This is a genomic window from Acinetobacter sp. V110_1 (genome assembly GCF_031798975.1).
In the GTDB taxonomy this organism is placed as follows: domain Bacteria; phylum Pseudomonadota; class Gammaproteobacteria; order Pseudomonadales; family Moraxellaceae; genus Acinetobacter; species Acinetobacter nosocomialis_A.
In genome coordinates this window covers 1-23,850 of record NZ_JAVQNN010000022.1, presented here as the reverse complement: position 1 = coordinate 23,850, position 23,850 = coordinate 1, and the positions used below count along the sequence as shown (strand labels likewise).

General features: G+C 39.4%; 22 protein-coding genes, 4 tRNA genes and 1 riboswitch. Of the genes, 22 read left to right on the top strand and 4 right to left on the bottom strand.

Going from position 1 to position 23,850, the window contains the following annotated elements:
• Positions 1-62 precede the first annotated feature (62 nt).
• Both thiC and RMA95_RS09010 read right to left on the bottom strand, forming a co-directional pair.
• Positions 63-1,940, bottom strand: coding sequence for a phosphomethylpyrimidine synthase ThiC (thiC, locus tag RMA95_RS09015; protein ID WP_311070206.1), 1,878 nt, complete (start codon positions 1,938-1,940; stop codon positions 63-65).
• A gap of 89 nt (positions 1,941-2,029) precedes the next feature.
• A riboswitch (TPP riboswitch) is annotated at positions 2,030-2,164 on the bottom strand.
• Positions 2,165-2,198: 34 nt separating this feature from the next.
• Positions 2,199-3,281: a hypothetical protein gene (locus tag RMA95_RS09010; protein WP_311070205.1), complete on the bottom strand. Its 1,083-nt coding sequence runs from the start codon at positions 3,279-3,281 to the stop codon at positions 2,199-2,201.
• 110 nt (positions 3,282-3,391) lie between these two features.
• Here RMA95_RS09010 and RMA95_RS09005 point away from each other — a divergent pair, with 110 nt between their 5' ends.
• From RMA95_RS09005 to phoU, 4 genes are all read left to right on the top strand, one after another.
• The gene (locus RMA95_RS09005; protein WP_134263461.1) at positions 3,392-3,973 is read left to right on the top strand and encodes a TetR/AcrR family transcriptional regulator; all 582 of its coding nucleotides are present in this window, start codon (positions 3,392-3,394) and stop codon (positions 3,971-3,973) included.
• A complete protein-coding gene (locus RMA95_RS09000; RefSeq protein ID WP_311070204.1) occupies positions 3,966-4,871 on the top strand; it encodes an EamA family transporter in 906 nt (301 codons plus the stop codon). The genes RMA95_RS09005 and RMA95_RS09000 overlap by 8 nt, the downstream gene beginning before the upstream one ends.
• Before the next feature lie 94 nt (positions 4,872-4,965).
• Positions 4,966-6,297, top strand: a complete 1,332-nt coding sequence (locus RMA95_RS08995) for a TolC family outer membrane protein (protein ID WP_311070246.1) — start codon at positions 4,966-4,968, stop codon at positions 6,295-6,297.
• A 106-nt stretch (positions 6,298-6,403) separates the two neighbouring features.
• Positions 6,404-7,126, top strand: coding sequence for a phosphate signaling complex protein PhoU (gene phoU, locus RMA95_RS08990; RefSeq protein WP_000075183.1), 723 nt, complete (start codon positions 6,404-6,406; stop codon positions 7,124-7,126).
• Between the two features lie 313 nt (positions 7,127-7,439).
• On the opposite strand, the gene RMA95_RS08985 is transcribed toward phoU, so the two are convergent.
• Positions 7,440-7,709, bottom strand: a complete 270-nt coding sequence (locus tag RMA95_RS08985) for an oxidative damage protection protein (RefSeq protein WP_002053140.1) — start codon at positions 7,707-7,709, stop codon at positions 7,440-7,442.
• A gap of 9 nt (positions 7,710-7,718) precedes the next feature.
• A complete protein-coding gene (argH, locus tag RMA95_RS08980) occupies positions 7,719-9,152 on the bottom strand; it encodes an argininosuccinate lyase (RefSeq protein ID WP_087605894.1) in 1,434 nt (477 codons plus the stop codon).
• Here argH and RMA95_RS08975 point away from each other — a divergent pair.
• The 18 genes from RMA95_RS08975 (at position 9,143) to RMA95_RS08890 (ending at position 23,648) form a co-directional block, all read left to right on the top strand.
• Positions 9,143-10,282, top strand: coding sequence for a sensor histidine kinase (locus RMA95_RS08975; RefSeq protein ID WP_263612755.1), 1,140 nt, complete (start codon positions 9,143-9,145; stop codon positions 10,280-10,282). The genes argH and RMA95_RS08975 overlap by 10 nt on opposite strands.
• Before the next feature lie 60 nt (positions 10,283-10,342).
• Entirely contained in the window at positions 10,343-11,083 is a 741-nt protein-coding gene (locus RMA95_RS08970; RefSeq protein WP_311070202.1) for a LytTR family DNA-binding domain-containing protein, read from the top strand.
• Positions 11,084-11,183: 100 nt separating this feature from the next.
• Complete coding sequence (gene hemC / locus RMA95_RS08965) at positions 11,184-12,101, top strand: hydroxymethylbilane synthase (RefSeq protein WP_263614937.1); 918 nt, start codon at positions 11,184-11,186, stop codon at positions 12,099-12,101.
• 4 nt (positions 12,102-12,105) lie between these two features.
• On the top strand, positions 12,106-12,873 hold the full coding sequence (locus tag RMA95_RS08960; RefSeq protein ID WP_311070201.1) for a uroporphyrinogen-III synthase: 768 nt from the start codon (positions 12,106-12,108) through the stop codon (positions 12,871-12,873).
• Between the two features lie 8 nt (positions 12,874-12,881).
• Positions 12,882-13,721 carry a hypothetical protein gene (locus RMA95_RS08955; RefSeq protein WP_311070200.1) on the top strand — a complete coding sequence of 280 codons (840 nt, stop codon included), beginning with the start codon at positions 12,882-12,884 and terminating at the stop codon, positions 13,719-13,721.
• A 9-nt stretch (positions 13,722-13,730) separates the two neighbouring features.
• Positions 13,731-14,924 carry a heme biosynthesis protein HemY gene (locus RMA95_RS08950; protein ID WP_263612759.1) on the top strand — a complete coding sequence of 398 codons (1,194 nt, stop codon included), beginning with the start codon at positions 13,731-13,733 and terminating at the stop codon, positions 14,922-14,924.
• A gap of 7 nt (positions 14,925-14,931) precedes the next feature.
• The gene (locus RMA95_RS08945) at positions 14,932-15,372 is read left to right on the top strand and encodes a thioesterase family protein (protein WP_263612760.1); all 441 of its coding nucleotides are present in this window, start codon (positions 14,932-14,934) and stop codon (positions 15,370-15,372) included.
• A 194-nt stretch (positions 15,373-15,566) separates the two neighbouring features.
• On the top strand, positions 15,567-15,893 hold the full coding sequence (locus RMA95_RS08940) for an H-NS family nucleoid-associated regulatory protein (RefSeq protein ID WP_002053185.1): 327 nt from the start codon (positions 15,567-15,569) through the stop codon (positions 15,891-15,893).
• Between the two features lie 331 nt (positions 15,894-16,224).
• Positions 16,225-16,968, top strand: coding sequence for a type II secretion system protein N (gene gspN, locus RMA95_RS08935; RefSeq protein WP_311070198.1), 744 nt, complete (start codon positions 16,225-16,227; stop codon positions 16,966-16,968).
• Positions 16,968-17,810 carry a type II secretion system protein N gene (locus tag RMA95_RS08930; RefSeq protein ID WP_311070197.1) on the top strand — a complete coding sequence of 281 codons (843 nt, stop codon included), beginning with the start codon at positions 16,968-16,970 and terminating at the stop codon, positions 17,808-17,810. Before gspN ends, RMA95_RS08930 begins: the two co-directional genes overlap by 1 nt.
• 41 nt (positions 17,811-17,851) lie before the next feature.
• Complete coding sequence (gene gspD / locus RMA95_RS08925) at positions 17,852-20,128, top strand: type II secretion system secretin GspD (RefSeq protein WP_311070196.1); 2,277 nt, start codon at positions 17,852-17,854, stop codon at positions 20,126-20,128.
• 40 nt (positions 20,129-20,168) lie between these two features.
• Positions 20,169-20,798, top strand: coding sequence for an FHA domain-containing protein (locus tag RMA95_RS08920; protein WP_311070195.1), 630 nt, complete (start codon positions 20,169-20,171; stop codon positions 20,796-20,798).
• 65 nt (positions 20,799-20,863) lie between these two features.
• On the top strand, positions 20,864-21,532 hold the full coding sequence (locus tag RMA95_RS08915) for a phosphoglycolate phosphatase (protein WP_311070194.1): 669 nt from the start codon (positions 20,864-20,866) through the stop codon (positions 21,530-21,532).
• Positions 21,533-21,640: 108 nt separating this feature from the next.
• On the top strand, positions 21,641-23,134 hold the full coding sequence (gene trpE / locus RMA95_RS08910) for an anthranilate synthase component I (RefSeq protein WP_311070193.1): 1,494 nt from the start codon (positions 21,641-21,643) through the stop codon (positions 23,132-23,134).
• A gap of 98 nt (positions 23,135-23,232) precedes the next feature.
• Positions 23,233-23,308 (top strand) — tRNA-Thr (locus tag RMA95_RS08905).
• A gap of 56 nt (positions 23,309-23,364) precedes the next feature.
• Positions 23,365-23,448: transfer RNA gene (locus RMA95_RS08900), tRNA-Tyr, on the top strand.
• A gap of 36 nt (positions 23,449-23,484) precedes the next feature.
• Positions 23,485-23,560: transfer RNA gene (locus RMA95_RS08895), tRNA-Gly, on the top strand.
• Between the two features lie 13 nt (positions 23,561-23,573).
• Positions 23,574-23,648, top strand: a tRNA-Thr gene (locus tag RMA95_RS08890).
• The last annotated feature ends 202 nt before the right edge of the window (positions 23,649-23,850 follow it).

Sequence of the window (23,850 nt, the reverse complement as noted above, 5' to 3'; positions counted from 1 at the left end):
CGAAATCTATTTATTTCATCCTAACCGAGAATCATGGCTAGGCAAGTGTTTTTTTTGAATATTTACACTTTATGATACAGTTTTTGTCCTTGCTCTTGATAAACCTCTTTCATCGCTTTGAGGCCTTCTTCAACCTCTGAATCGCTATTGGTGAGATTGTTGGCATAGTCGCGGACATTCTGAGTGATTTTCATTGAACAGAATTTCGGACCACACATTGAGCAAAAGTGTGCAGATTTATGCGCTTCTTTTGGTAAAGTCTCGTCATGCATGCTGCGCGCTGTATCTGGGTCTAAACTTAGGTTGAATTGGTCGTCCCAACGGAATTCAAAACGGGCTTTAGACAAGGCGTTATCACGCACCTGTGCACCCGGATGGCCTTTAGCAAGATCGGCTGCATGTGCTGCGATCTTGTAGGTAATAATTCCGTCTTTCACATCTTTCTTGTTTGGTAAACCTAAATGTTCTTTAGGTGTCACATAGCAAAGCATTGCTGTGCCATACCAACCAATCATAGCTGCGCCAATTGCAGATGTAATGTGGTCGTAACCTGGAGCGATGTCTGTAGTTAAAGGCCCAAGCGTATAGAATGGCGCTTCTTTACATACTTCTAACTGCAAGTCCATGTTCTCTTTAATCATGTGCATTGGTACGTGGCCCGGACCTTCGATCATGACCTGAACATCATGTTCCCATGCGCGGTGAGTCAGCTCACCCAGTGTTTTAAGTTCGCTGAACTGCGCTTCGTCATTTGCATCTTGAATACAACCCGGACGTAAGCCATCGCCTAAGCTAAATGACACGTCATAGGCTTTCATGATTTCACAAATTTCGTCGAAGTGAGTGTATAAGAAGTTTTCTTCATGATGCGCTAAACACCACTGTGCCATGATTGAACCACCACGAGACACAATACCTGTTAAGCGGTTTGCTGTAAGTGGCACATAGCGAAGCAATACACCTGCGTGAATCGTGAAGTAGTCAACGCCTTGTTCGGCTTGTTCAATCAGCGTGTCTTTGAAGATTTCCCAAGTTAGGTCTTCTGCAACACCATCAACTTTTTCAAGGGCTTGATAGATTGGCACGGTACCGATTGGAACAGGTGAGTTACGAATAATCCATTCACGTGTTTCATGGATATTCTTACCTGTCGACAGATCCATAATCGTGTCAGCACCCCAACGAGTTGCCCAAGTCATTTTTGCAACTTCTTCATCAATTGAAGAGCCAAGAGCTGAGTTACCAATATTGGCATTAATTTTAACCAAGAAGTTACGACCAATAATCATTGGTTCAAGTTCTGGATGGTTAATGTTGGCAGGAATAATTGCGCGACCTTCAGCAACTTCTTGGCGAACAAACTCAGGTGTAATTTCTTTTAAGTTTTTTGCACCAAAATTCTGTCCAGCATGTTGGCGCATATCAACACCTTCACGCTGGCGTTGATTTTCACGAATTGCAATATATTCCATTTCAGGTGTGATAATACCTTGCTTGGCATAGTGCATTTGAGTGACATTTTTACCTGCTTTAGCGCGGCGTGGGTTTTGAATGTGAGCAAAACGAATGTCAGCGGTACGAATGTCTTTTAAACGTTCCTGACCAAACTTTGAAGTTAAGCCATCAAGTACATCGGTATCATTACGTTCTTCAATCCAGTTTTGGCGAATTGAAGGTAAACCTTTGTCTAAATCAATTTGAACATTCGGATCTGTATAAACACCTGACGTGTCATAGACCATAACAGGTGGATTATGTTCACCGCCAAGTCCAGTAGGGGTATCTGTTAAAGAAATTTCCCGCATTGGAACCTGAATATCAGGGCGAGAGCCTTCAATATAAACTTTTTTTGAAGCGGGCAAGATGCGGGTTAAATCTTTTGCATCTTGTTCATGTTGTGCTGAAATTTCAGCAGAAGAAAGATTCGTTAACTGGTTCATCACATGATCCTTATGAATAACATCAACGAATCAAGCACGACCAAAAACGATGGCGGATTTATCTTTAGTAGATAAATTTAAGGCTGTAAGTTTTTAGATGGCTTGATTCCTACGCAGGTCTTAACCTGATCAGGTTCAACGGTACTTGTGATCAAACTTGTGTTGCGATAACACGAAATTTACACAATCTCAGCGAGCTATTACTCGCGCTCCGTCAAGCGATTTAAAGACTAACATGTTTTAGGTTGGCTGGCATTGTCAATTTGTATCTATACAAACCGCATCCATGTGGCAGTCACGGTAGCTTTGAGTATTCCATGGTGACTCTAGTTTTAATAACTGCTCAAGCTGTTCATGGACAAGCTGATAGTTTGATTTTTCCTGTCCATTTTCATCCATTAAATCTAGGTTAAATTGCTTATTTCGCTCTTCAACTGGAGTGGCAATAAATTTAAGAAACTCTTGGGCAGGTTTCGCTAAACTCGACTGTTTTTGTGTAGATAAAAATTGAATTTGTTGTAAAGCATCTTTATCAATCCATGTGTTTGGAGCAAACTCATCGGACACAGGCGTATTATCTAGCCCAAAGAAAATAAAGTATCGGTACTCATTAAATAATAATTTTGCATCACTAATAAAATAACTCTTTGGATATTTTTGAATAAATTTCTCCCAAAATAATGCACGCTCAGTAAGCTCTTTCCATGAGATAGCCAAAGCACCGTCGTCATAGAAAATCTCTTTATTGTCTTTTGCCATACGCGTTAAGAACTCTTTTTGGTCAGCGGGTAGGGCTTTAGCAAAAACATCAACTAAATAGTTTGGCTGACGTCGATACGTAAACATGCCTTCGCCTTGATAGAGTAGTTCAATATAGGCTTGACCTTCATGTTGAAGTAAATATTGATCACGAGTACTAAGCTGATCGAATAACTTTTTCTTGGTTTTCATTGTTTTTTTAGCATCTAATGGTTCTTTTTCTAAAATGGCATACCCAAATGCCTCAAAAGCTTTCGCTGTTTTTTCATTATCGTCTTGTTTAAGAAAACGTTGATACATGGCGGTTGAAGCATTCATTAGCTTAAGTTGTTCCTCATTTTTTAATGATGGAACACATGTTTTGAGCTTTTCATTAATTTGATTTAAGTCTTCTATTTTACTGTTTTGATTAATTTTTTGCATTGCAGTCATAATTTGTGTGCAACTACTTTCTTGTTTTTGGGTAGCTTCTTGTTCAGTAGGTTTTTGTTCTTTAGATACAACTTGATCTTGCTGTGAGGTTTTATTGCAACCGGCTAAAAGTAGTGCACTGCACATACTCATCATTAAAACTTTTTTCATGATTGTATTTTTATCAAAGTAAATATTGCTCAAATTATAACTCGGAAAAAGATTGCATCATTGTTAGAAATCTTTATTATTAGGTAGGTCGGTCTACTTAAATTAAAGCTATGAATGATAAAACAGCAAGACAGAAAATTCTCGATGCCGCTTCAACTTTGTTTTATAACGACGGCATTACTGCAACTGGTATCAACTCAGTTACGACTAAAGCAGATGTAGCCAAGATGTCGCTTTATAATAATTTTTCTTCAAAAGGTGAGTTGGTCGATGCCTATATTGCTGCGCGGCATCAAGAGTGGTTAGACCTGTATCAAAACCGTTTAGCAACAACAAAAACAGCTACAGACGCTATTTTGGCCGTATTTGATGCCTATCAAGACCATGCGGAATTTGCCTATGAAAAAGGCTTTCGAGGATGTGGGCTTTTAAATGCTGCCGCAGAGTTTCCCGCAAATAGTTCAGGACGAAGTTCGGTAAGACAACATAAAGAAGAAGTTGAGGCTATTGTTGCCGAGCATTTAAAAAAATTAATACCAGACTCACAGCGTGTTAACTATGTGGCTACACAGCTTTCATTTCTTTTAGAAGGCTCTATGGCACGAGCAGGGTTGGAAGGTAACAGTCGTCAACTTCTATTAGCAAAACAAATGGCAGAAGATATTTTAAATAGAGAATGTCCACATGATTAGCCTCATTAAAAATAGTAGCTATGGAGGCACAATTGCGATTTTAGTTGCCTCTATTTTGTGGGGAACAACAGGTACTGCGGCCGCATTTGCACCGACACTTGGCCCACTTGCTATTGGTGCCGCAGCGATGGGCGGTGGAGGTCTTTTACAAGCTTTAGTTGCATCCCGAGCGATACGTGAAAACCGACAAATTATAAGGGAGAATCTTTTAATACTACTTTTGGGTGTAGCGGCGGTGGGTATTTACCCGTTAGCTTTTTATTCCTCAATGCATTATGCCGGTATTACGATTGGTACTGTGGTTTCAATTGGTTCTGCTCCACTGATTGCAGCAATTTTAGAGCGACTGTTTGATAGCAAAGCGTTGTCCAGCATCTGGTTTCTAAGTTTTATTTGCGGTGTACTTGGCGTAACGATGCTATCGATGGGTGAAAGTCATGCGGTTCTAGATAGTACAAATCAATGGAATAAATACTTCGGTATTCTTCTTGGACTTGTCGCAGCTACAACTTATTCGCTTTATTCATGGGCTGCAAAAAGATTAATAGACCGAGGTATTGCTGCTAAAGCTGCAATGGGCATGATTATGGGTGGCGGAGCAGTTATTTTACTTCCTACTTTGTTGCTTACAGGGGGCGGTTTATTAGAGAGCTCAACAAATTTACTTGTGGCTGGCTATATGATGCTAATTCCTATGTTCCTCGGTTATTTACTTTTCGGCTTTGGGCTAAAGACTGTAAATGCGAGCAAAGCGACTACGTTAACTTTATCTGAGCCTTTAGTTGCTGCGATTTTTGCGATTGTGTTGGTGGGTGAACATGTATCATGGGTGGGCTGGCTAGGCATGTTTTTGATTTTCATTTGTATTTTGATGTTATCAAAGCCTGAAAATACATAAAAATGAAAACTTTTACTGGCTTGAGTTTAAATCAAATTTTTCTTAGTCTTAAAGCCAAGTTTTATCGTTGATTTAGACAATGAAAATAAAATTAATGCTTGTGGCGAGTTTATGGAGTTTTGCATCGCCGAGTTTTGCTTTAGATTTAGTTGAAACTTATGAGCGCGCAAAGCAAAATGATCCGACATGGCAAGCGAATCAACAACAATTTGAAGCAGATCAGCTCAATTTAGGGTTAGCAACTGGTGCTTTATTACCTACAGTCACATTATCTGGAAAGATTAATCGTAATAGCCAAACCGTAAAGCGTTCAAATTTTCCCGGTGTTGATCAAGAAGGACTGTCCGATGCTTTGGTCAGTAATACATCAACAACCAAACAAGCAACTTTATCTGCTCGTCAGCCTCTTTTTCGTATGGATGCATGGGAAGGTTATAAACAGGTTAAAACCTCGGTTGCTCTTAGTGAAATTACTTTACGCCTGCAAAAACAAGATCATGTTTTAAATGTGGCAGAAGCCTATTTTAATGTACTGCGTCAGCAGGCACTTACCGCTGCATATTTACAAGAGGAAAAGGCTTTACTTGAACAACTCAATATGATGAATGCCAAGCTTAAAGAAGGTTTGGTGGCACGTAGCGATGTAAGTGAGGCAAATGCCCAGTATCAAAATGCCAGAGCCAACCGTATTGCGACCAATGTACAGATTCTATTAGCTCAAGAGCAACTATCGGAATATATTGGCCCCTATCAAGATAAGCTTGCGGTCTTACGAAGTGATTTTACCTTTCAAAAAACTTATCCAGCCCAGCTTGATGATTGGTTGAATTTAGCCCAGCAACAAAATTTAAAAATTCAGCAAGCGCGTTTACAACGACAATATGCTGAAGATCAACGCCGTGTGGAAAAAGCTGCACTTTATCCACAGATAGACGCAGTTGCCAGCTATGGCTATACCAAACAAACACCAGAAACACTCATTTCAACTGACGGGAAGTTTGACCAAATTGGTGTGGAGATGAACTGGAATCTATTTAATGGGGGGCAGACCCGAACTTCTATTAAAAAAGCCACTATAGAGTTAAATAAAGCGCAATCCCAACTCGATGCGGCCATTCGCCGTGCCAATGTTGATGTAAAAAGTGCTTTTATGCAGGTAGATACCGACCGTGCAAAACTTGAAGCAAGAAAAGCAGCAATGGATTCTTCGGCACTTGTGTCGCAAGCTTCAAAAGCCAGTTATAACGAAGGCTTAAAAAGTATGGTTGATGTTTTATTGGCGCAGCGTAATACTTTTTCTTCAAAACAGGATTATCTTAATGCTCAATATGACTATTTATTAAATGTACTGCGTTTAAAAGCTGCTGTAGGCCAATTAGGTGAAAAAGATCTAGTCGAATTAAACAGCTGGTTAACGTATCAGTAATAAAAAATGCTTTTATCTGAATTTTAATTTTGTCATAAAAATTTAATGATTGATGTGTTTTAATGCTCAATCATTTTATCCCTGCGCCATCATGTTGGAGGCTTCCTTGAGTCCAAGTAATCCGGTGTTAAGCCATCATATTTCTTCTCAATTTAATGAAGATTTGCAAGATGTGAACACAAAGTTTATGACCATGGGTGGCTTGGTCGAACAACAGGTTGCCAATGCAATTCATTCTTTACTTGATACAGATGCGAATTTAGCAATTGATGTTCAATTTAAAGATAATGCAGTCAATCAATATGAGCGTGATATTGATGAGGGTCTGACACTCATCTTGGCGCGTCGTCATCCAGCAGCAATCGATTTGCGTATGGTGATTGCGATGAGCAAAGCCAATACTGACCTTGAGCGTATTGGTGACGAAGCTGCAAAAATTGCTCGTATTGCACAGAACCTATGTGAAGAGGGTGGATCACCTCGTGGTTACATGGAAACCCGTCATATTGGTAACCAAGTGCGTGTCATGATTCACGATGCCCTAGATGCTTTTGCACGTTTAGATGCAGATCAGGCATTACGTGTACTTTTAGCAGACGCTGACATTGACCGCGAATATCAATCAGCAACGCGTACTTTAATGACTTATATGATTGAAGACCCGCGTCATATTGCTCGCGTAATTAACGTGATGTGGGTTTTGCGTTCTTTAGAGCGTATTGGTGACCATGCGCGTAACATTGCTGAACAAGTTATTTATATGGCGAAAGGCTTTGATGCTCGTCATACCAAAATTGAAGAAATTGAAGCAAAAGTCCACGAAAAATAATGCTTTAATTGAGAAAATAAAAGCCTTGTTCCAAACAAGGCTTTTTTATAACTAAAAATAATACATAAAAAAATGTCCCGAACTTTGGGGGGAAGTTCAGGACAGAAAATCAAGTGCATTAAGAGAAAACACGACAGGGATCGTGTCTCACTTGCTATGAATTGATAATAAGGTTGCAACCAATTCATGTCATGTAGAGTCCTGTGCGCTCTATGTAAGGCTTTATATGTTTGTGTAAGTTTCACGTAAAAAAAAGGCAGGTCTATGTATATAAACCTGCCTTTTTAATGATGAGGGGCTTAGAAAAAACGAATTATTCCGGCTTCCAACCTTCTGCTTTTTCAACGCTTTCATCATTATTGAAGAACTTCTCACGTTGTTCTTCAAGGAATTTTTTCGCTTCTGGATCAAACACGTTTAAACGCTTTTCATTAATCAGCGTAGTTTGGTGTTGTAGCCACTCTTGCCATGCTTGCTTAGAAACATTTTCAAAAAATTCTTGGCCTTTGGCACCAGGAAACGGAGCAAAGTCTAATCCTTCCATTTCCTTTTGATATTTACGGCAAAATACTTGTCGACTCATTTTGTATCCTTAAGCGTATAACTGTTCTAGACGTGTATGGGCACGAGCAATTGCAGCTTCAACCTGTTTTGGTGAAGTTCCGCCAATATGATCACGTGCATTTACCGAAGCTTCTAGTGTCAATGCTTTATCAAATACGTCTGCTGTGATTAAGTCAGAGAATTGTTGTAATTGCTCAAGTGTTAATTCTGATAAATCTTTTTCTTCAGCAACACCTAATGCAACAGCTTTACCAACAATTTCATGCGCATCACGGAACGCAACGCCTTTTTTCACTAAGTAGTCAGCAAGGTCAGTTGCAGTCGAGAATCCACGAAGTGCAGCTTCACGCATGATTTCAATATTCGGAACCAATGCAGGAATCATGTCTGCAAATGCCATGAGTGAACCACGAACTGTATCGATTGCATCAAATAAAGGTTCTTTGTCTTCTTGGTTGTCTTTGTTGTATGCCAATGGTTGACCTTTCATGAGCGTAAGCAAGCTAATTAAGTCACCAAATACACGGCCAGATTTACCACGGATGAGTTCTGGAACATCTGGGTTTTTCTTCTGTGGCATGATTGACGAGCCAGTACAGAAACGGTCAGGAATGTTCACAAATTTAAACTGTGCAGAAGTCCAAAGAATCAGTTCTTCAGACATGCGTGATAAATGCATCATGATTAAAGATGCGGCTGCATTAAATTCAATGGCAAAATCACGGTCAGATACAGCATCGAGAGAGTTTTCAGATACCGCTTCGAAACCAAGTAATTCTGCTGTGTAAGCACGGTCAATCGGGTAGGTAGTACCTGCAAGAGCCGCGGAACCAAGAGGCATACGGTTAACACGCTTACGGCAGTCTTGAAGACGTTCAGTATCGCGAACCAACATTTCAAACCATGCCAATAAGTGATGGCCAAAAGTTACAGGCTGAGCAGTTTGTAGGTGTGTAAAGCCTGGCATAATGGTATTTACATTTTTGGCAGCCAAGCCTAACAAGCCTTTTTGTAAACGCTCTAATAAGCCCAAAATGTCGTCAATTTCGTCGCGTAGATAAAGACGGATATCAGTTGCAACTTGGTCATTACGACTACGACCAGTGTGAAGTTTTTTACCTGTAATGCCAATACGTTGAGTCAAACGTGATTCAATGTTCATGTGAACATCTTCAAGATCGATACGCCATTCAAAGTTTCCAGCTTCAATTTCTGCGCGAATGGTGCTTAAACCTTCAATAATGTCGTCTCGTTCTGCTTCTGTCAGTACGCCAACTTTCGCAAGCATGGTAGCATGCGCAATCGAACCAGCGATGTCTTGCTTATAAAAACGTTGGTCAAACTGAACAGAGGCAGTAAATTCTGCTACAAAAGCGTCTGTCGCTTCAGAAAAACGACCACCCCACATACCAGAGGTTTGGTTTGGGGCTGCTGAATTAGGGGGATTTGAAGATGTGGTCATGGTGGCTCAGTAAAATAAAAAAGAGTATATCACTTGCCGAAGCTCAACAAACAAAGTTGTTTTCTACAGCATATCGAAATCAAAATTCCTCCTATTTTTTTACGAAAATTGATCGTTGGCAACATTTATTAGAATTAATTATCGCAAGTAATGTTTTGGCACTGGTTTTAGCATTGGCTGAAGCGCAATCTTGGCATGCTTTAAGCGGGTCACGCCTTTTACAATATATGATTTTTATTAACTGGGTGATTTTGTCTTTTTTTGCCTTAGTTGAATATTTTCAAAATTTTTTTAGTCAGCTTCAGCAAAAATATGCTTTGGCAATTGGCTTTGTTATGCTGCAAGCGATTGTGGTAGTGACAACCCTAATAAGCAATTTTTTTCAATTTGGAATTTTGAAAAGAACAACAGTTATAGCGCAGGACTGGAGCATTTATTTTACCAATGTCCCGTTATATTTAAGTTATGGAATATTACTCGGTGCATTTTGTCTGCGCTATTTATATGTTCGGGAACAATGGTTACATCAACAATATGCAGAGTTAAATGCCCGTATTCAGGCTATGCAGGCCCGTATTCATCCTCACTTTTTATTTAATAGTTTAAATAATGTGGTGAGTTTAATTACGATAGATCCAGATAAAGCAGAAAGTATGCTGATTAGTCTGTCGCGTTTATTTAGAGCGAGTTTTCAAGAATTAAAATTGGTAAGCTTGCATGAAGAAATTGAGCTCAGTAAACAATATTTAATGATTGAACAAATACGTTTAGGTGAGCGTTTACAAGTCGAGTGGAAAGTGGAGCTTGATCCTTTGCAATTAAAGCAGGTCACGATTCCTTTATTGACATTACAACCTTTGTTAGAGAATAGTATTTTTCATGGGGTGGAACCAATGATGGGTAAAGCGACCATTGGGGTATTGGTTGAAATATTGCAAAATCAGGTCAGTATAGTCATTACCAACCCTTATACAGACGATACAATAAAATCACGGAAAGGGCATGGAATCGCTCTTGAAAATGTTAAGCAGCGCTTGAAAGCGTATTATGGGAATTCAGTTAGGTTCCAGGTGTATAAGGGTGAAACTTTATATACCACTATTATGAGCTATCAATACCAATCAAAATAATAAGTCAGTCAGAGTTAACCATAAAAAAATGGACCAAGTTAACGGTGACAAGGAGGATGAATGAAGGTGCTAATTTGTGATGACGAGCCACTTGCAGTGGAACGATTGTCACGTTTAGTTTCAAAGATGGGACATGAGGTTGTCGCAACAGCTCATCATGGCCAAGATGCCTTGGAACAGGCACGGCTTCATCAACCGGATGTGATTTTACTTGATATCCAAATGCCGGGTATGAATGGTCTCGTCTGTGCGGAGCAGCTAAGTCAGCTTAAACCTCGACCTGCTATTGTATTTTGCACAGCCTATGATCAGCATGCTTTGGAGGCATTTAAGTCACAAGCACAAGCTTATCTTCTTAAACCAATTGATCCAGTAGAACTTGAGCAAGTTTTTAAGCAGTTACCCCAACTTACTCAAGCACAGCTCAATGCCTTGCCAAACCCTGAACTTTTACAGGATTTAAAAACACAAAGGCATCAAATTGCTGCTAAAACCTACCGTGGGGTTGAGCTGATTCCTGTTGAAAATATCTATTACTTTTTGGCAGATCAGAAATATGTCACGATACGTCATAAAAATGGCAGTGTATTAATTGATGAAACACTGAAAGAACTTGAAACTGAATTTGCAGATCAATTTATCCGTATTCATCGAAACGCTTTGGTCTCAATTGCTTATTTGGATGGTTTAGAGCTTGTCAGCTCAGGCCAATATCAGGTTCGATTGCGAGGTCTTGATGAAAGACTTTCCGTTAGCCGTCGCCATTTATCTACGCTTAGAGAGCGGATACATCAGCTTTAACTTGCAGCTGTCTTATTTCTGCTGGTGAGATTTTACTTGCAATTTTAAGGGATCAAGTTAAGTTTAGGGTGTATTGTTTGACCAGCCCATGCTTGAATTTATGAAAACCTTGAAAATTGCTACACGACAAAGCCCACTTGCTCTTTGGCAGGCAGAACATATTCGTGCCCGTTTGCAGGAGCTTCACCCAGATTTAACGGTAGAGTTGGTCAAGTTTGTCACGCAGGGCGATAAAATTTTAGATACACCTTTAGCAAAAATTGGTGGTAAGGGCTTGTTCGTTAAAGAGTTGGAAGCCGCTCTTTTAGATGGTCGTGCGGATCTCGCTGTACATTCAATGAAAGATGTGCCAATGGCACTACCAGAAGGTTTAACTCTGGCAGTTATTTGCGAACGTGAAGACCCATTAGATGCTTTTGTTTCAAATACTTTTGAAAAATTTGCTGACTTACCGCAAGGGGCGAGAGTTGGCACATCAAGCTTACGTCGTAAATCACAAATTTTAAAACAACGTCCAGATCTACAAATTATTGATTTGCGCGGCAATGTTGGAACTCGCCTATCTAAGCTAGATGATGGTCAATACGATGCGATTATTTTGGCGAGCGCTGGTTTGAAGCGTTTAGGGTTAGAACAACGTATTCGTCATTGTATCGAGCCAAATGTAAGCTTACCTGCTGTTGGACAGGGGGCTCTTGGTTTGGAATGCCGTGCAGATGACCAAGAAGTACTAGCTTTAATACAGCCTCTTTTACATCCAGAGACTGATGTGTGTGTACGTGCTGAGCGTGCATTTAATGCCTATCTTGAAGGTGGTTGTCAGGTACCAATTGCAGGTTATGCAACCTTACAAGATGGCAAAATTCATATTGAAGGCCGTGTAGGTAGTCCTGATGGGCAAACATTATTACGTGCTGAAATGACAGATGAAGCTCATAATGCTCAGCAATTAGGTGAGAACCTTGCTCGAAACTTACTTGAACAAGGTGCGGGCGATTTATTAAAGGCTCTTTACTAAAGCCATGTTGTTTATTAATACCCGACCTGACTCACGTGCAGCTGAATTAACGGAAGCTTTGCAAAATAAGGGGTATCAGGTCGAGTCTTTACCTCTTTTAGAACTGGTTGCTCAACCTTTTTCAGATTCACTCTTTCAACTCTATCAGCAGTTGACAGAGGCACAAGCGATAGTTGTTGTGAGTCCTACTGCGGTTGATGTGGGTATGCAGTACTTAACGCAAAGTGGTTTAAAGCTAGATGACTTAAAACATATTCAGTGGATTGCGGTCGGACAAGCTACGGCGAATCGTCTCTATGAATATGGAATTGATGCGCATGTTCCGGATGTGGAAACTTCCGAGGGTATGCTTAGTCTACCTATTCTCTATAATATGCCGCAAACGGGTAGCGTGGCTTTTTGGAGGGGAGAAGGCGGCCGTCAATTTATGATGGATACTTTGCAACAGCAAGGAATTCAGATTTTAAATTTTGTTTTATATCATCGGCAGTGCCCAGAAGTTTCATATTCAACATTCAAACATCTGACACAGAATTCAAATTATAATTTAGAAAAATGGCTTGTCTTAATTACCAGTGAGGCAAGCTGGAAATATTGGTTAGAGCTTTGTTTAAAAAATAATGTACAACCTGATTGTGTATATTTGGTTTTAGGACCACGTCTTTTTCAACTTGTTAAAAAATATCGCGATCAGCAACAGGCTCATTTTCACATTATTCAACTTGAAAATTTATCGCCTTCGGGGATGATTCATCACATTCAGGCATTATAAGGATTTGTATGAGAAAACTTGTTTCTATCATCATTTTGCTGAGCATCGCTTGGTTGGCTAAGCTCAGTTACGATATGTGGCAAATTTCTCGTACTGTTCCAGAGCTTCAGCAAAGTTTACTGCAATCGGAACAACAATATGCCAATTTGAATGATCAATTGGTGGCTTTAAAAAGACAAATACAGTCCCAGCCGAGTAGTGATGTTCAAACAGCACCTTCAACAAATAATGAGATTATTCATTCTGGTATTACGCCAACGGTAGTCATTAAGCAAAAATTAGATTTAATTCAGTTTGCGATTGATCAACAGCAGTTTATTTATGCGGTGGATCATTTAACTCAACTACAACAATCCTTGCCTCAATATGAAATTGCCCCAGCATTGCAACACAGCTTAAATCAGGCAATTGAACAGGATAAACAGGCCATACAACAATACGTAATTGCTCAAAACCAGCGTCATCAATTGATTGATGATTTACTACAAACTATTGATAAAAATATTCAGCAAGCATTGGCTCGGCCTAAACTTGAGATGGACCAATCCGAGTCGGTATCTTGGTGGAAGAAGTGGTTCCGCATTGAAAAAGTAGAAACGCCGTCTATTAATTTAATGAATCGAAGTGTGGTGCTTAAAGAAGTGCAATTAAGATTATTAATTGCTGAGCAGGCATTAAATCAAGGAAAAATGGCAGAGTATCAAAATGAGCTGCAATCAGTAATGCAGAAATTAAATGAAATGCCAGATGCGACCAGTCAGCAGTTGAAAAATCGTATTGCTAAAGTGTCTCACTTATCTATCGTGCCTGTGCCTAAACTATCGACTCTTGGCCTACTTGGCTCATAAGGAGGACATATGAAACATCTCCTGTGGGTTTATCTTGTCATTAGCTTGGTACTTTTTGCGGCCTTAGCTTTATTGAGCTATGGCTACGGTATGGGTTATGTCTATATCTACTGGCGCCAATTGCAATTGCAAACAAATGTGTGGGGATTAGTCCTTACTTTTGTCGTGATGAGTTTTATTGCTCAGTTAATATGGCTGTGGATTAAACGTTATTCTTCTCGTGAACAAAGAAAAAGAGAAAATATTTTTCAGTTTAAAAATCTTCATCCTTATGAGCAATTAGGTATCGTCTGGCTATTAGAAGCTGCCGAAGACCAACGCGTCTTTATCGAACGGGTTTTTACCCAATCAGGGCTTTTAAAAAATATTATTGATGCCAAGTTCTTGGTTTTAAGTGGAGATTATCAAAAAGCATTAGATGCTTTGGATCAGTCTCCGCCTATGGCTTTTGAATTGGCAGAATTACAGCGTATTGAAATATTTTTAGCTCAAAATGAAGCTGAGCGCGCATTAACTCATCTTGAGTTTTTATATCAGCATCAATTATCGCCGTGGCTTGAAGAGATCGAGACCGCATATCAACAGCGATTAACCGCATTATGGGGACAGCTTGCTTTACAGCAACCATGGTTATATTTGCGTTCGATGAAATATGGATTATTAGACGCTGAGCATCGTGATTTATGGTTACAGCAACTTCTTCAACAGTTCGATCAAGCTTCAGTTGATGACTTACATGCGCTGCAACAGCGCTATCTAGATTTAGAGTCTGAAATTCAAACTCGACCTTATAGCAGTAAATTACTATGGCTAAAACTCTTGGCGCGTATGCCGGAAATGAGTATTCAGCATGAAACATTAACTTTGCATCTTCTCAAAGAGCAATTTGATCCAGAAGTGTTTTATTTGTGGTTTCAGCAGCAATTGCTTAAGCAGGTTCCTGACTATGCGGATGTTGAGGAAAAGATTAATCAATTTGAATCTCAATATATGAGTTTGCCGGTTTTAACATTTGCAAAATGGCATGTTTACATGGCAACTGAGCGTCAAGCTGAAGCAGAAATATTATTAAGTTTATACCCAGATAATATTTTAATGAGCTATTTACGTATTAAATCAACCTTAAAAGAAGATGATGAGTTAATCAAACAGTTAAACCTAATCTTTGAAAATGATGCGAATTTTTTAAAATTTAAAATTTGAGGTAAAAATGAAAGAACTGTCTGTCTACCCTGTAATATACGACCAGAAAGTAGCATGGGGAGATATGGATGCTTTTGGTCATGTCAATAATGTACAGTATTATAGATATATTGAAAGCTCACGTATTTTATATATGGAAAATGTAAATATATTGACCCCAAATATATATACTGTTGTTGCTTCAAGTCAGTGCAAATATTTAAAACCCGTGTTTTATCCAGATGTATTAAAAGTAGGGGTTCGCGTAGAGGAGATGCGCAATAGTGCATTCCGTATGGCTTATATATTATGGAGTGAGGCACAGCAGCAAATCGTTGCTACAGGTGAAGCTGTAATGGTCTGTATAGATAAAATGACAGGATTAAAATGTGAAATACCAAATGAAGTAAAAAGTAAAATTATTGAATTAGAAAAATCAGTAGGACATGACTTAATACATTTAGCTTAAATAAATATTAAGAAAATATATTTCAATTATAATTATTAATGTAATTAAAAAGTAAATTTATAGCATTATTCTGACGAACTTGTCTTTCAAACTATTGCTTATTGAATAGATTATAAATACTATTGGTTATGATTTAATGTTTTTAAATTTTGTCTGTATTATTTGAATTGTCTGTAAGACTGGAGTATTTATTAATGAAACCGGATATTAGTGAATTATCTGTTGAAGAGTTAAAACGCTTACAAGAAGAAGCAGAAGCTTTAATTGCAAGCAAAAAAGATCAAGCAATTGAAGATGCTTATAATCAAATTATCGAGATTGCAGAAAATGTAGGTTTTAGTGTTGAACAACTTCTTGAGTTTGGTGCTCAAAAACGTAAGAAAACAACACGTAAATCTGTAGAGCCACGCTACCGTAACAAAAACAACTCTGAAGAGACTTGGACTGGTCGCGGTAAACAACCACGTTGGTTAGTTGCTGAAATTGAAAAAGGTGCAAAACTTGAAGATTTCTTAATCTAATCGTATTGCCTCTTAAAAAGCCAAGCGATTTAGCTTGGCTTTTTTATTTTAAAAAGAATTAAAACTTTTATTTTAAAAATAAAGTATTCAATAAGGTGTTTAAATTCCTAAATAAATACATTGTTGAGACTAAATTTGCATTTAGTAAGATTAATCGTCAATTTTCATGATTTTGTCATACGTACAACTTATAGTCTTTAAGAAGACGCCAAGCCTGATTGCTTGGTTTTTTTATATGAAGTGAATTGGCGATGTTGAAAAAGTATGCATAATGTCAGACTAGAGAGGAACTCTCATATAAGGACGATAATTTGCATGTTGGTAAGGCTGAATGAAGAAAAAGTCTAAGCAATGGAAGTGGTGGTTTTTTGCCCTCATTGCATTTTTAATTTTTATTATTTTACAGATTCCGGCGACTTGGCTTATCTCTAAATTTTCAAAGAATAATCAAACTGTCCATAATGTAAGTGGCAATATCTGGCAGGGGCAAGCTGACTGGCATCGTGGTGCTTTACGAGGAACCATCCATTGGAAAACCAGACCGCTAGATTTACTTTTATTACGCTTTGCTGCAGATGTTGATATTCATAGTGGTAATACGCAATTAGCAGGAATCATGGCATATGGTTTTGGCAAAAAAGTAATTGTACGAAATATGAATGGTCAAGTTGCTCCAGAAACACTGAAGCAGATTGTGAACTGGCAATGGCCTGTAAACAGTATTCAACTTAAAGATATCCAACTTAATTATAAAAAAGAGCAGGGCTTTGCAGCGGTTGATGGGCAATTGCATTGGGGTGGCGGAGCACTAGTTTATACGATTGGTGATCGTCAAGATCGTATGAACATGCCTTCTTTAAGTGGGCAGTTGGCTGACCACAATGGACAGCTACAAGTTGACATCCGTGATCAGCGAAATCAAAAAATGGCGAATCTTTTACTTGATGCCAATATGATGCTTGATGTTCAACTCACACAGCGTTTATTGCTTAATGTTCCATCTTATGACGGAAAAGCTGGTTTAGATACTTTTGTCATTAGTTCTCGCCAACCATTATTACAAGGTGGTAACTAATGAAAGTATGGCTTGATAAATTACAGCAATTACAATGGCAAAAATTAGATCGACTCAGTGTAGTCGTCTTAGCCATTTTAATTTTATGGTTGTGTTGGAAATTGGCTTCATTTTTTTGGTTGGTGATTGCCCCTCCACAAATGATGCAGTTTGATCGGGTAGAACTCGGTTCCCAGCAGCCACAAATACCAAACATTAGTACTTTTTCACTTTTTAATGAACCTTCTGCCAATGCGGCTCAGGAAAATGTGAATCTAGAATTACAAGGCGTGATGGTGGGTTATCCAAACCGCTTTTCTTCAGCTGTTATTAAAATTGATAATACTGCTGAGCGTTATCGAGTTGGTGAAACTATTGGTTCTACTTCTTACCAACTGGCAGAAGTTTATTGGGATCATGTGGTATTGCGTCAAGGAAATGGCAGTACTCGCGAACTTGAGTTTAAAGGTTTGCCAAATGGTTTATATCAACCTATGACGCCAGATGCTTCACAACAACAACCTGCTGCTACACCGTCTCAACCTACGGCACCTGTAAATACGACTCAACAGGCTCTAGGGCAAGCGATTCAGCAGATGCAAGGTAACCGAGAGCAGTACCTCAAAGATATGGGGGTCAGTGGCAACTCAAGTGAAGGTTATGAAGTTACAGAACGTACACCGTCTGCGCTTAGAAATAAGTTAGGTTTAAGGCCTGGCGATCGAATTGTCTCTTTAAATGGTCAAACGGTTGGGCAAGGGCAAACGGATGTGCAATTACTTGAACAAGCTCGTAGAGCAGGACAAGTAAAAATAGAAATAAAACGTGGTGATCAAGTGATGACCATACAACAAAATTTTTAGTGATAACACGTCACCATAAGAGTTAGGAAATATCGCGAGTTATGGCTTTATTGAATCATCAACGTCCACTTTGGGCATTACTTGCAGCAGCCCCATTGATTGCGACAGTGAGTAGCAGTGCCTATGCCCAAACATGGAAGATCAATTTACGTGATGCTGACTTAACTGCCTTTATTAATGAAGTTGCAGACATTACAGGAAAGAACTTCGCTGTAGATCCAAGAGTGCGTGGTAATGTCACAGTCATTTCGAATAAACCATTAAATAAAGATGAGGTTTATGACCTATTTCTTGGGGTTTTAAATGTAAATGGGGTCGTTGCGATTCCTTCTGGTAATACGATTAAGCTTGTGCCAGATAGCAATGTTAAAAACTCAGGAATTCCTTACGATTCTCGAAATAAGGTTCGCGGTGACCAAATCGTTACACGAGTGATTTGGCTTGAAAATACCAATCCAAATGACTTAATTCCAGCACTGCGCCCTTTAATGCCTCAATTTGCGCATATGGCTGCGATTGCAGGAACTAACGCACTAATTGTTTCGGACCGCGCGGCAAATATCTATCAGCTTGAAAATATTATCCGTAACTTAGACGGAACTGGGCAGAACGATATTGAAGCTATCAACCTTCAGTCGAGCCAAGCAGAAGAAATTATCACTCAACTTGAAGCGATGAGTGCAACAGGAGCATCGAAAGATTTCAGTGGTGCTCGTATTCGTATTATTGCTGATAATCGAACCAACCGTATTTTAGTCAAAGGCGATCCAGGAACACGTAAGCGTATTCGCCACATGATTGAAATGCTGGATGTGCCTTCTGCTGATCGTTTAGGTGGCTTAAAAGTTTTCCGTTTGAAATACGCAAGTGCTAAAAGCTTGTCAGAAATTTTACAGGGTTTAGTCACTGGTCAGGCAATATCTTCATCGAGTAACAATAAGAATTCATCTAACTCATCGAATTCGATGAATAATTTGATTGGGAATAACCAGAACTCTAGTTCAAATACATCGGGTTCAAATGGCAGTTCAATATCTACTCCATCAATTAACCTAAATGGTAATTCAAACAATAATAATCAGAACAATATCTCTAGCTTTAGCCAAAATGGTGTAAGCATTATTGCAGATAGTGCCCAAAACTCATTGGTTGTTAAGGCTGATCCACAATTAATGCGTGAAATTGAATCAGCGATTCAACAACTAGATGTTCGCCGTCAACAAGTGCTTATTGAGGCCGCAATTATTGAAGTCTCTGGAGATGATGCAGATCAACTTGGAATTCAATGGGCACTCGGTGATTTATCTAGTGGGATTGGTTTACTTAGCTTTAGTAATGTAGGGGCGAGTTTATCTTCTATCGCTGCTGGTTATTTATCGGGTGGTTCGGCTGGAGCTGCATCTGCTATCGCTAATGGAGCTAATAAAGGTAATGGTGCAACTTTAGGATTGGGTAATTTTGATAACTCTCGTAAGGCCTATGGTGCATTAATTCAGGCTCTCAAAGCCAATACAAAATCAAACTTACTTTCTACACCATCTATCGTGACGATGGATAATGAAGAGGCTTATATTGTTGTAGGTCAGAACGTTCCATTTGTCACTGGGTCGGTCACTACCAATAGTACAGGTATCAATCCCTATACAACTGTTGAACGCAAAGATGTTGGTGTGACATTAAAAGTTGTTCCACATATCGGTGAAGGCGGTACGGTTCGTCTGGAGGTAGAGCAAGAAGTCTCTGCTGTTCAAGATAGTCGTGGACAAGCAGCTGACTTGGTGACGAGTAAGCGTGCTATTAAAACGGCTGTTTTAGCTGAACATGGACAAACTGTAGTGCTTGGTGGTTTGGTATCAGATGACACATCACTTTCAAGACAAGGCATACCTGGATTAAGCAGTATCCCTTATGTTGGACGATTGTTCCGATCAGATAACAGAAGTAATGTAAAACGTAATCTTCTCGTCTTTATTCACCCGACGATTGTTGGTGACGCAAATGATGTACGTCGTTTGACTCAGCAGCGCTATAACCAGCTGTATAGCCTGCAATTAGCTATGGATAAGAACGGTAATTTTGCAAAACTACCTGAGCAGGTTGATGATGTTTACAATCAAAAAATGACACCTCCAGGTATTATTTCTCAGCCAAAAAATTATCAACAAGTTCCTTCAGGCGGAAAAACGACGACAGTAATAACACCTGTAGCAGTAGAGCCAACAGTTCAAAAGCAGACATTGCAATTGCCTGATCCAGAAGTGAATCGAACTAAAAATACAGTAACAACTACGACACTGCGTCCAAGCACAGCGCCGTAGTAGCATGTTATGATTGATAAAAAATGAATAGGACATAGGCATGACTTGGAAACTACAAGCAATTACTGGTGAATTTACTGGTCAAGAAATTAGTGTTGATCGTGATATGTTGGTGGGACGTCACCAAGATGCCGATTTGCTATTACAGGCCGCTGAAATTTCACGTCGCCATGCAGCATTGCTTTTAAAAGACCAATTGTTATGGGTGCAAGACCTTAATTCATCAAATGGTACGTTTGTAAACGATATTCGTATTGAGCAAGAAAAGCAGCTTCATGATGGAGATATTGTTCAGTTTGCGAGTTTTAAATTCTCAGTTTTAGCACCTGCTCAAGAAAATATCGATTTACCTGAAATCGAAGCAGAACCAGTGCAAACTGCTGCACCAACACAAGACTTAAGTGATCAAGGAATGCCAAGCCTTGCAGAGCGTGCTGCAGAAACAGAAGTTCGTCGCGATGGTATGCCGCAGAATGTTTCTATACCAAAGCCTGCACCTATTCCAGAGGGTGTGGATGTCAACGTAAAACAACCATCACCTGTTACTTTTGATGAGCCTGTTTCTCGTGTTGCTGAAGAAAAAGAACAACAGAAGAATGCTTCGATTGGTTTAATCACTATTATTATTTTAGTGATTTTGGCTGTATTAGCATGGTTATTCTTTAAATAATTCGTTGGTGCTTTTACAATCAAGGCATGCTAAACGCATGCCTTTTTAATTTTGAGTAGAAGAAAATGTCTGTTGCACAACTAAGTAAGCGCGATTTAATTTTATTTGATCTGGATGGAACCTTGGTGGATTCCGCTGCCGATTTATATCGGTCTATGAATTTAAGTCTGCAAACACTCGGTTGGCCATTAGTAACAGAAGCACAAATACGTGAATGGGTAGGTAAGGGTGCTTCAAAACTTTGTGAAAGTGTCTTGCTTCATTTGTTTGGGAAACTAGATGCTGAACAACATAAAATTTTACTGCAAAAGTTTCTAGACATATATGGTGCAGAGCTTTGTGTGAATACTCAAATTTACCCTGGTGTACCTGAATTTTTAAAACATTGCCAAACTTTGAATATTAAAATGGTATGTGTGACCAACAAGCCTGTCAAACTTGCTCAAGGGTTACTAGATGCATTAGAGCTTTCTCCTTATTTCCAAGTTGTACTTGGAGGAGATAGCTTACCTGAAAGAAAACCACACCCACTGCCATTATTACATTGCATGGAAAGCCTAAAAACATCTGCTTCACAATCGTTAATGATTGGTGACTCAAGTAATGATATTGAAGCTGCACGCCGTGCCGGAATTGATTGTATTGTGGTTAGCTATGGCTATAATCATGGAGAAAATATCTATGATTGCCAACCTCAGCAAGTTGTTGATAGTCTTGCTGAGTTAATTGTCTAATGAAGAAAATGGAGATAAGAATGAATAAGCGTATGGTTTTTCGATGGCGTGTCTAAATCGAATCTAGAAAAACACACTTTTAAATCGAAACCATATTAGAGATGATTCATGACAACATTAGCGCAATTTGAGCAACTTAAGGCTGCTGGCTACAACACTATTCCAGTTTATCGCCAACGCTTGGCAGATACAGAAACCCCATTATCAGTTTTTGCCCGCTTTAAAGACCAAACACAAGCTTACTTATTTGAGTCGGTTGAGGGTGGAGAGAATTGGGCGCGCTACTCTATGATCGGATTGGGTGAATCGACAGTTTTTTCCTGCAATGCTGGTGTTTTATCTATACAGCATGCTGATGGGTCAATTACACAACAAGATTGTCTAGATCCGTTCCAATACATTCGTGAATTCCAAAAACAATTTAAAGTACCTCCAGCCGAGCTCTTACCGGATTTGCCAACCTTTACTGGCGGATTAGTAGGTTATTTGGGTTATGATGCAGTCCGCTATATCGAGCCACGTTTAAAGAATGTTCCTACAGCCGATCCAATTACGCTTCCAGATTTGTGGTTGATGCTTTCAAAAACAGTTATCGTTTTTGACAATCTTAAAGATACGTTATTTTTAATTGTTCATGCGGATGCAGAGCAGAGTAATGCCTATGCTGATGCACAGCAAAAATTAGATCAATTAGAACAACTGTTGGCTACACAAGTCAGTTTACAAGCGAAGCCACATACACCTCCTCATTTTGAATCTATTACTGGTAAAGCAAAATTCTTAGAGACAGTAGAAAAAGTTAAAGAATACATCCGTGCTGGTGATGTGATGCAAGTTGTTCCAGGGCAGCGCATGGTTTCTGATTTTGATGGTGAAGCTTTACAGGTTTACCGTGCATTACGTCATTTAAATCCTTCGCCTTATCTATTTTTAGTTCAAGGGCAAACGATTACTGATAAGAAACCATTTCATATTGTTGGTTCTTCACCAGAAATTTTATCTCGTTTAGAAAATGGCATTGCTACAGTTCGGCCTTTAGCGGGAACCAGACCACGCGGTAAAACTAAAGAAGAAGATATTGCTCTGGAAAAAGATTTGCTTTCTGACGAAAAAGAGATTGCTGAACATTTAATGTTGATTGATCTTGGTCGAAATGATGTGGGACGCGTATCAAAAATAGGTAAGGTCCAAGTAACGGATCAAATGGTGATTGAGCGCTATTCACATGTCATGCATATTGTTTCAAATGTACAAGGCGAAGTGCGTGATGATATCGACGCGCTTGACGTGTTTAAAGCGACATTCCCAGCAGGAACGTTATCGGGAGCCCCAAAAATTCGTGCAATGGAAATTATTGATGAAGTAGAGCCTGTGAAACGAGGTGTCTTTGGTGGAGCAGTGGGATATTTAGGTTGGCATGGTGAAATGGATATGTCGATTGCAATCCGTACTTGCGTTATCCGTGATAATAAAGTGTATGTGCAAGCTGGAGCAGGGCTCGTTGCTGACTCAAATCCAGAATCTGAGTGGAATGAAACCCAAATAAAAGCTCGCGCAGTGATCAAAGCGGTTGAATTATCATCAAACGGATTGATTTTATGAGTTTTTAGCGGTTTTTTTAAAAAAACCGCTTGCATCGTTTGGAAGTTTTGCTAAACTGCACACCGTTCCGATACGAAACGTACGAAACACTAAGAAACGCCGGCATAGCTCAGTTGGTAGAGCAACTGACTTGTAATCAGTAGGTCCACAGTTCGAATCCGTGTGCCGGCACCATTTTAAAGTGTTAAGTTGAATGAGTAAAGAACAGCACTGTAGATAAGTGCGATATTGGTGAGATTCCCGAGCGGCCAAAGGGGGCAGACTGTAACTCTGTTGCGAAAGCTTCGAAGGTTCGAATCCTTCTCTCACCACCATCCTAAACTTCGAATGAAGTGGTTATTACCAACGTTGCGGGAGTAGCTCAGTTGGTAGAGCGGCAGCCTTCCAAGCTGCATGTCGCGAGTTCGATCCTCGTCTCCCGCTCCATCGAAGGATAGTCGCTCTTATAGCTCAGTGGTAGAGCACTCCCTTGGTAAGGGAGAGGTCTCGAGTTCAAATCTCGATAAGAGCTCCAGATATTAAAGTTTGAGTGGATTTCCACAAAGTTTTCAAAAAGCAGGCTATATAGTCTGCTTTTCAAGTATTGGGTGTCTGTTTTTTAGGCGATATGTCGATAAGCTGAGTTAGCTCAGTGCCATTTGTAGTTGGTTCGACGTAAACGAGGAAGATCATCATGGCTAAAGCCAAGTTTGAACGTAATAAACCACACGTAAACG

What these genes read in the sequence shown, in the direction of transcription:
- argH (WP_087605894.1), bottom strand. Translation starts at nt 9,152, where the DNA reads ATGACCACATCTTCAAATCCCCCTAATTCAGCAGCCCCAAACCAAACC.
- RMA95_RS09000 (WP_311070204.1), top strand. Translation starts at nt 3,966, where the DNA reads ATGATTAGCCTCATTAAAAATAGTAGCTATGGAGGCACAATTGCGATT.
- RMA95_RS08985 (WP_002053140.1), bottom strand. Translation starts at nt 7,709, where the DNA reads ATGAGTCGACAAGTATTTTGCCGTAAATATCAAAAGGAAATGGAAGGA.
- RMA95_RS08995 (WP_311070246.1), top strand. Translation starts at nt 4,966, where the DNA reads ATGCTTGTGGCGAGTTTATGGAGTTTTGCATCGCCGAGTTTTGCTTTA.
- RMA95_RS08945 (WP_263612760.1), top strand. Translation starts at nt 14,932, where the DNA reads ATGAAAGAACTGTCTGTCTACCCTGTAATATACGACCAGAAAGTAGCA.
- RMA95_RS08970 (WP_311070202.1), top strand. Translation starts at nt 10,343, where the DNA reads ATGAAGGTGCTAATTTGTGATGACGAGCCACTTGCAGTGGAACGATTG.
- RMA95_RS08975 (WP_263612755.1), top strand. Translation starts at nt 9,143, where the DNA reads ATGTGGTCATGGTGGCTCAGTAAAATAAAAAAGAGTATATCACTTGCC.
- gspD (WP_311070196.1), top strand. Translation starts at nt 17,852, where the DNA reads ATGGCTTTATTGAATCATCAACGTCCACTTTGGGCATTACTTGCAGCA.
- trpE (WP_311070193.1), top strand. Translation starts at nt 21,641, where the DNA reads ATGACAACATTAGCGCAATTTGAGCAACTTAAGGCTGCTGGCTACAAC.
- RMA95_RS09010 (WP_311070205.1), bottom strand. Translation starts at nt 3,281, where the DNA reads ATGAAAAAAGTTTTAATGATGAGTATGTGCAGTGCACTACTTTTAGCC.
- RMA95_RS08950 (WP_263612759.1), top strand. Translation starts at nt 13,731, where the DNA reads ATGAAACATCTCCTGTGGGTTTATCTTGTCATTAGCTTGGTACTTTTT.
- RMA95_RS08930 (WP_311070197.1), top strand. Translation starts at nt 16,968, where the DNA reads ATGAAAGTATGGCTTGATAAATTACAGCAATTACAATGGCAAAAATTA.
- gspN (WP_311070198.1), top strand. Translation starts at nt 16,225, where the DNA reads ATGAAGAAAAAGTCTAAGCAATGGAAGTGGTGGTTTTTTGCCCTCATT.
- RMA95_RS08915 (WP_311070194.1), top strand. Translation starts at nt 20,864, where the DNA reads ATGTCTGTTGCACAACTAAGTAAGCGCGATTTAATTTTATTTGATCTG.
- RMA95_RS08960 (WP_311070201.1), top strand. Translation starts at nt 12,106, where the DNA reads ATGTTGTTTATTAATACCCGACCTGACTCACGTGCAGCTGAATTAACG.
- thiC (WP_311070206.1), bottom strand. Translation starts at nt 1,940, where the DNA reads ATGAACCAGTTAACGAATCTTTCTTCTGCTGAAATTTCAGCACAACAT.
- hemC (WP_263614937.1), top strand. Translation starts at nt 11,184, where the DNA reads ATGAAAACCTTGAAAATTGCTACACGACAAAGCCCACTTGCTCTTTGG.
- RMA95_RS08940 (WP_002053185.1), top strand. Translation starts at nt 15,567, where the DNA reads ATGAAACCGGATATTAGTGAATTATCTGTTGAAGAGTTAAAACGCTTA.
- RMA95_RS08920 (WP_311070195.1), top strand. Translation starts at nt 20,169, where the DNA reads ATGACTTGGAAACTACAAGCAATTACTGGTGAATTTACTGGTCAAGAA.
- RMA95_RS08955 (WP_311070200.1), top strand. Translation starts at nt 12,882, where the DNA reads ATGAGAAAACTTGTTTCTATCATCATTTTGCTGAGCATCGCTTGGTTG.
- RMA95_RS09005 (WP_134263461.1), top strand. Translation starts at nt 3,392, where the DNA reads ATGAATGATAAAACAGCAAGACAGAAAATTCTCGATGCCGCTTCAACT.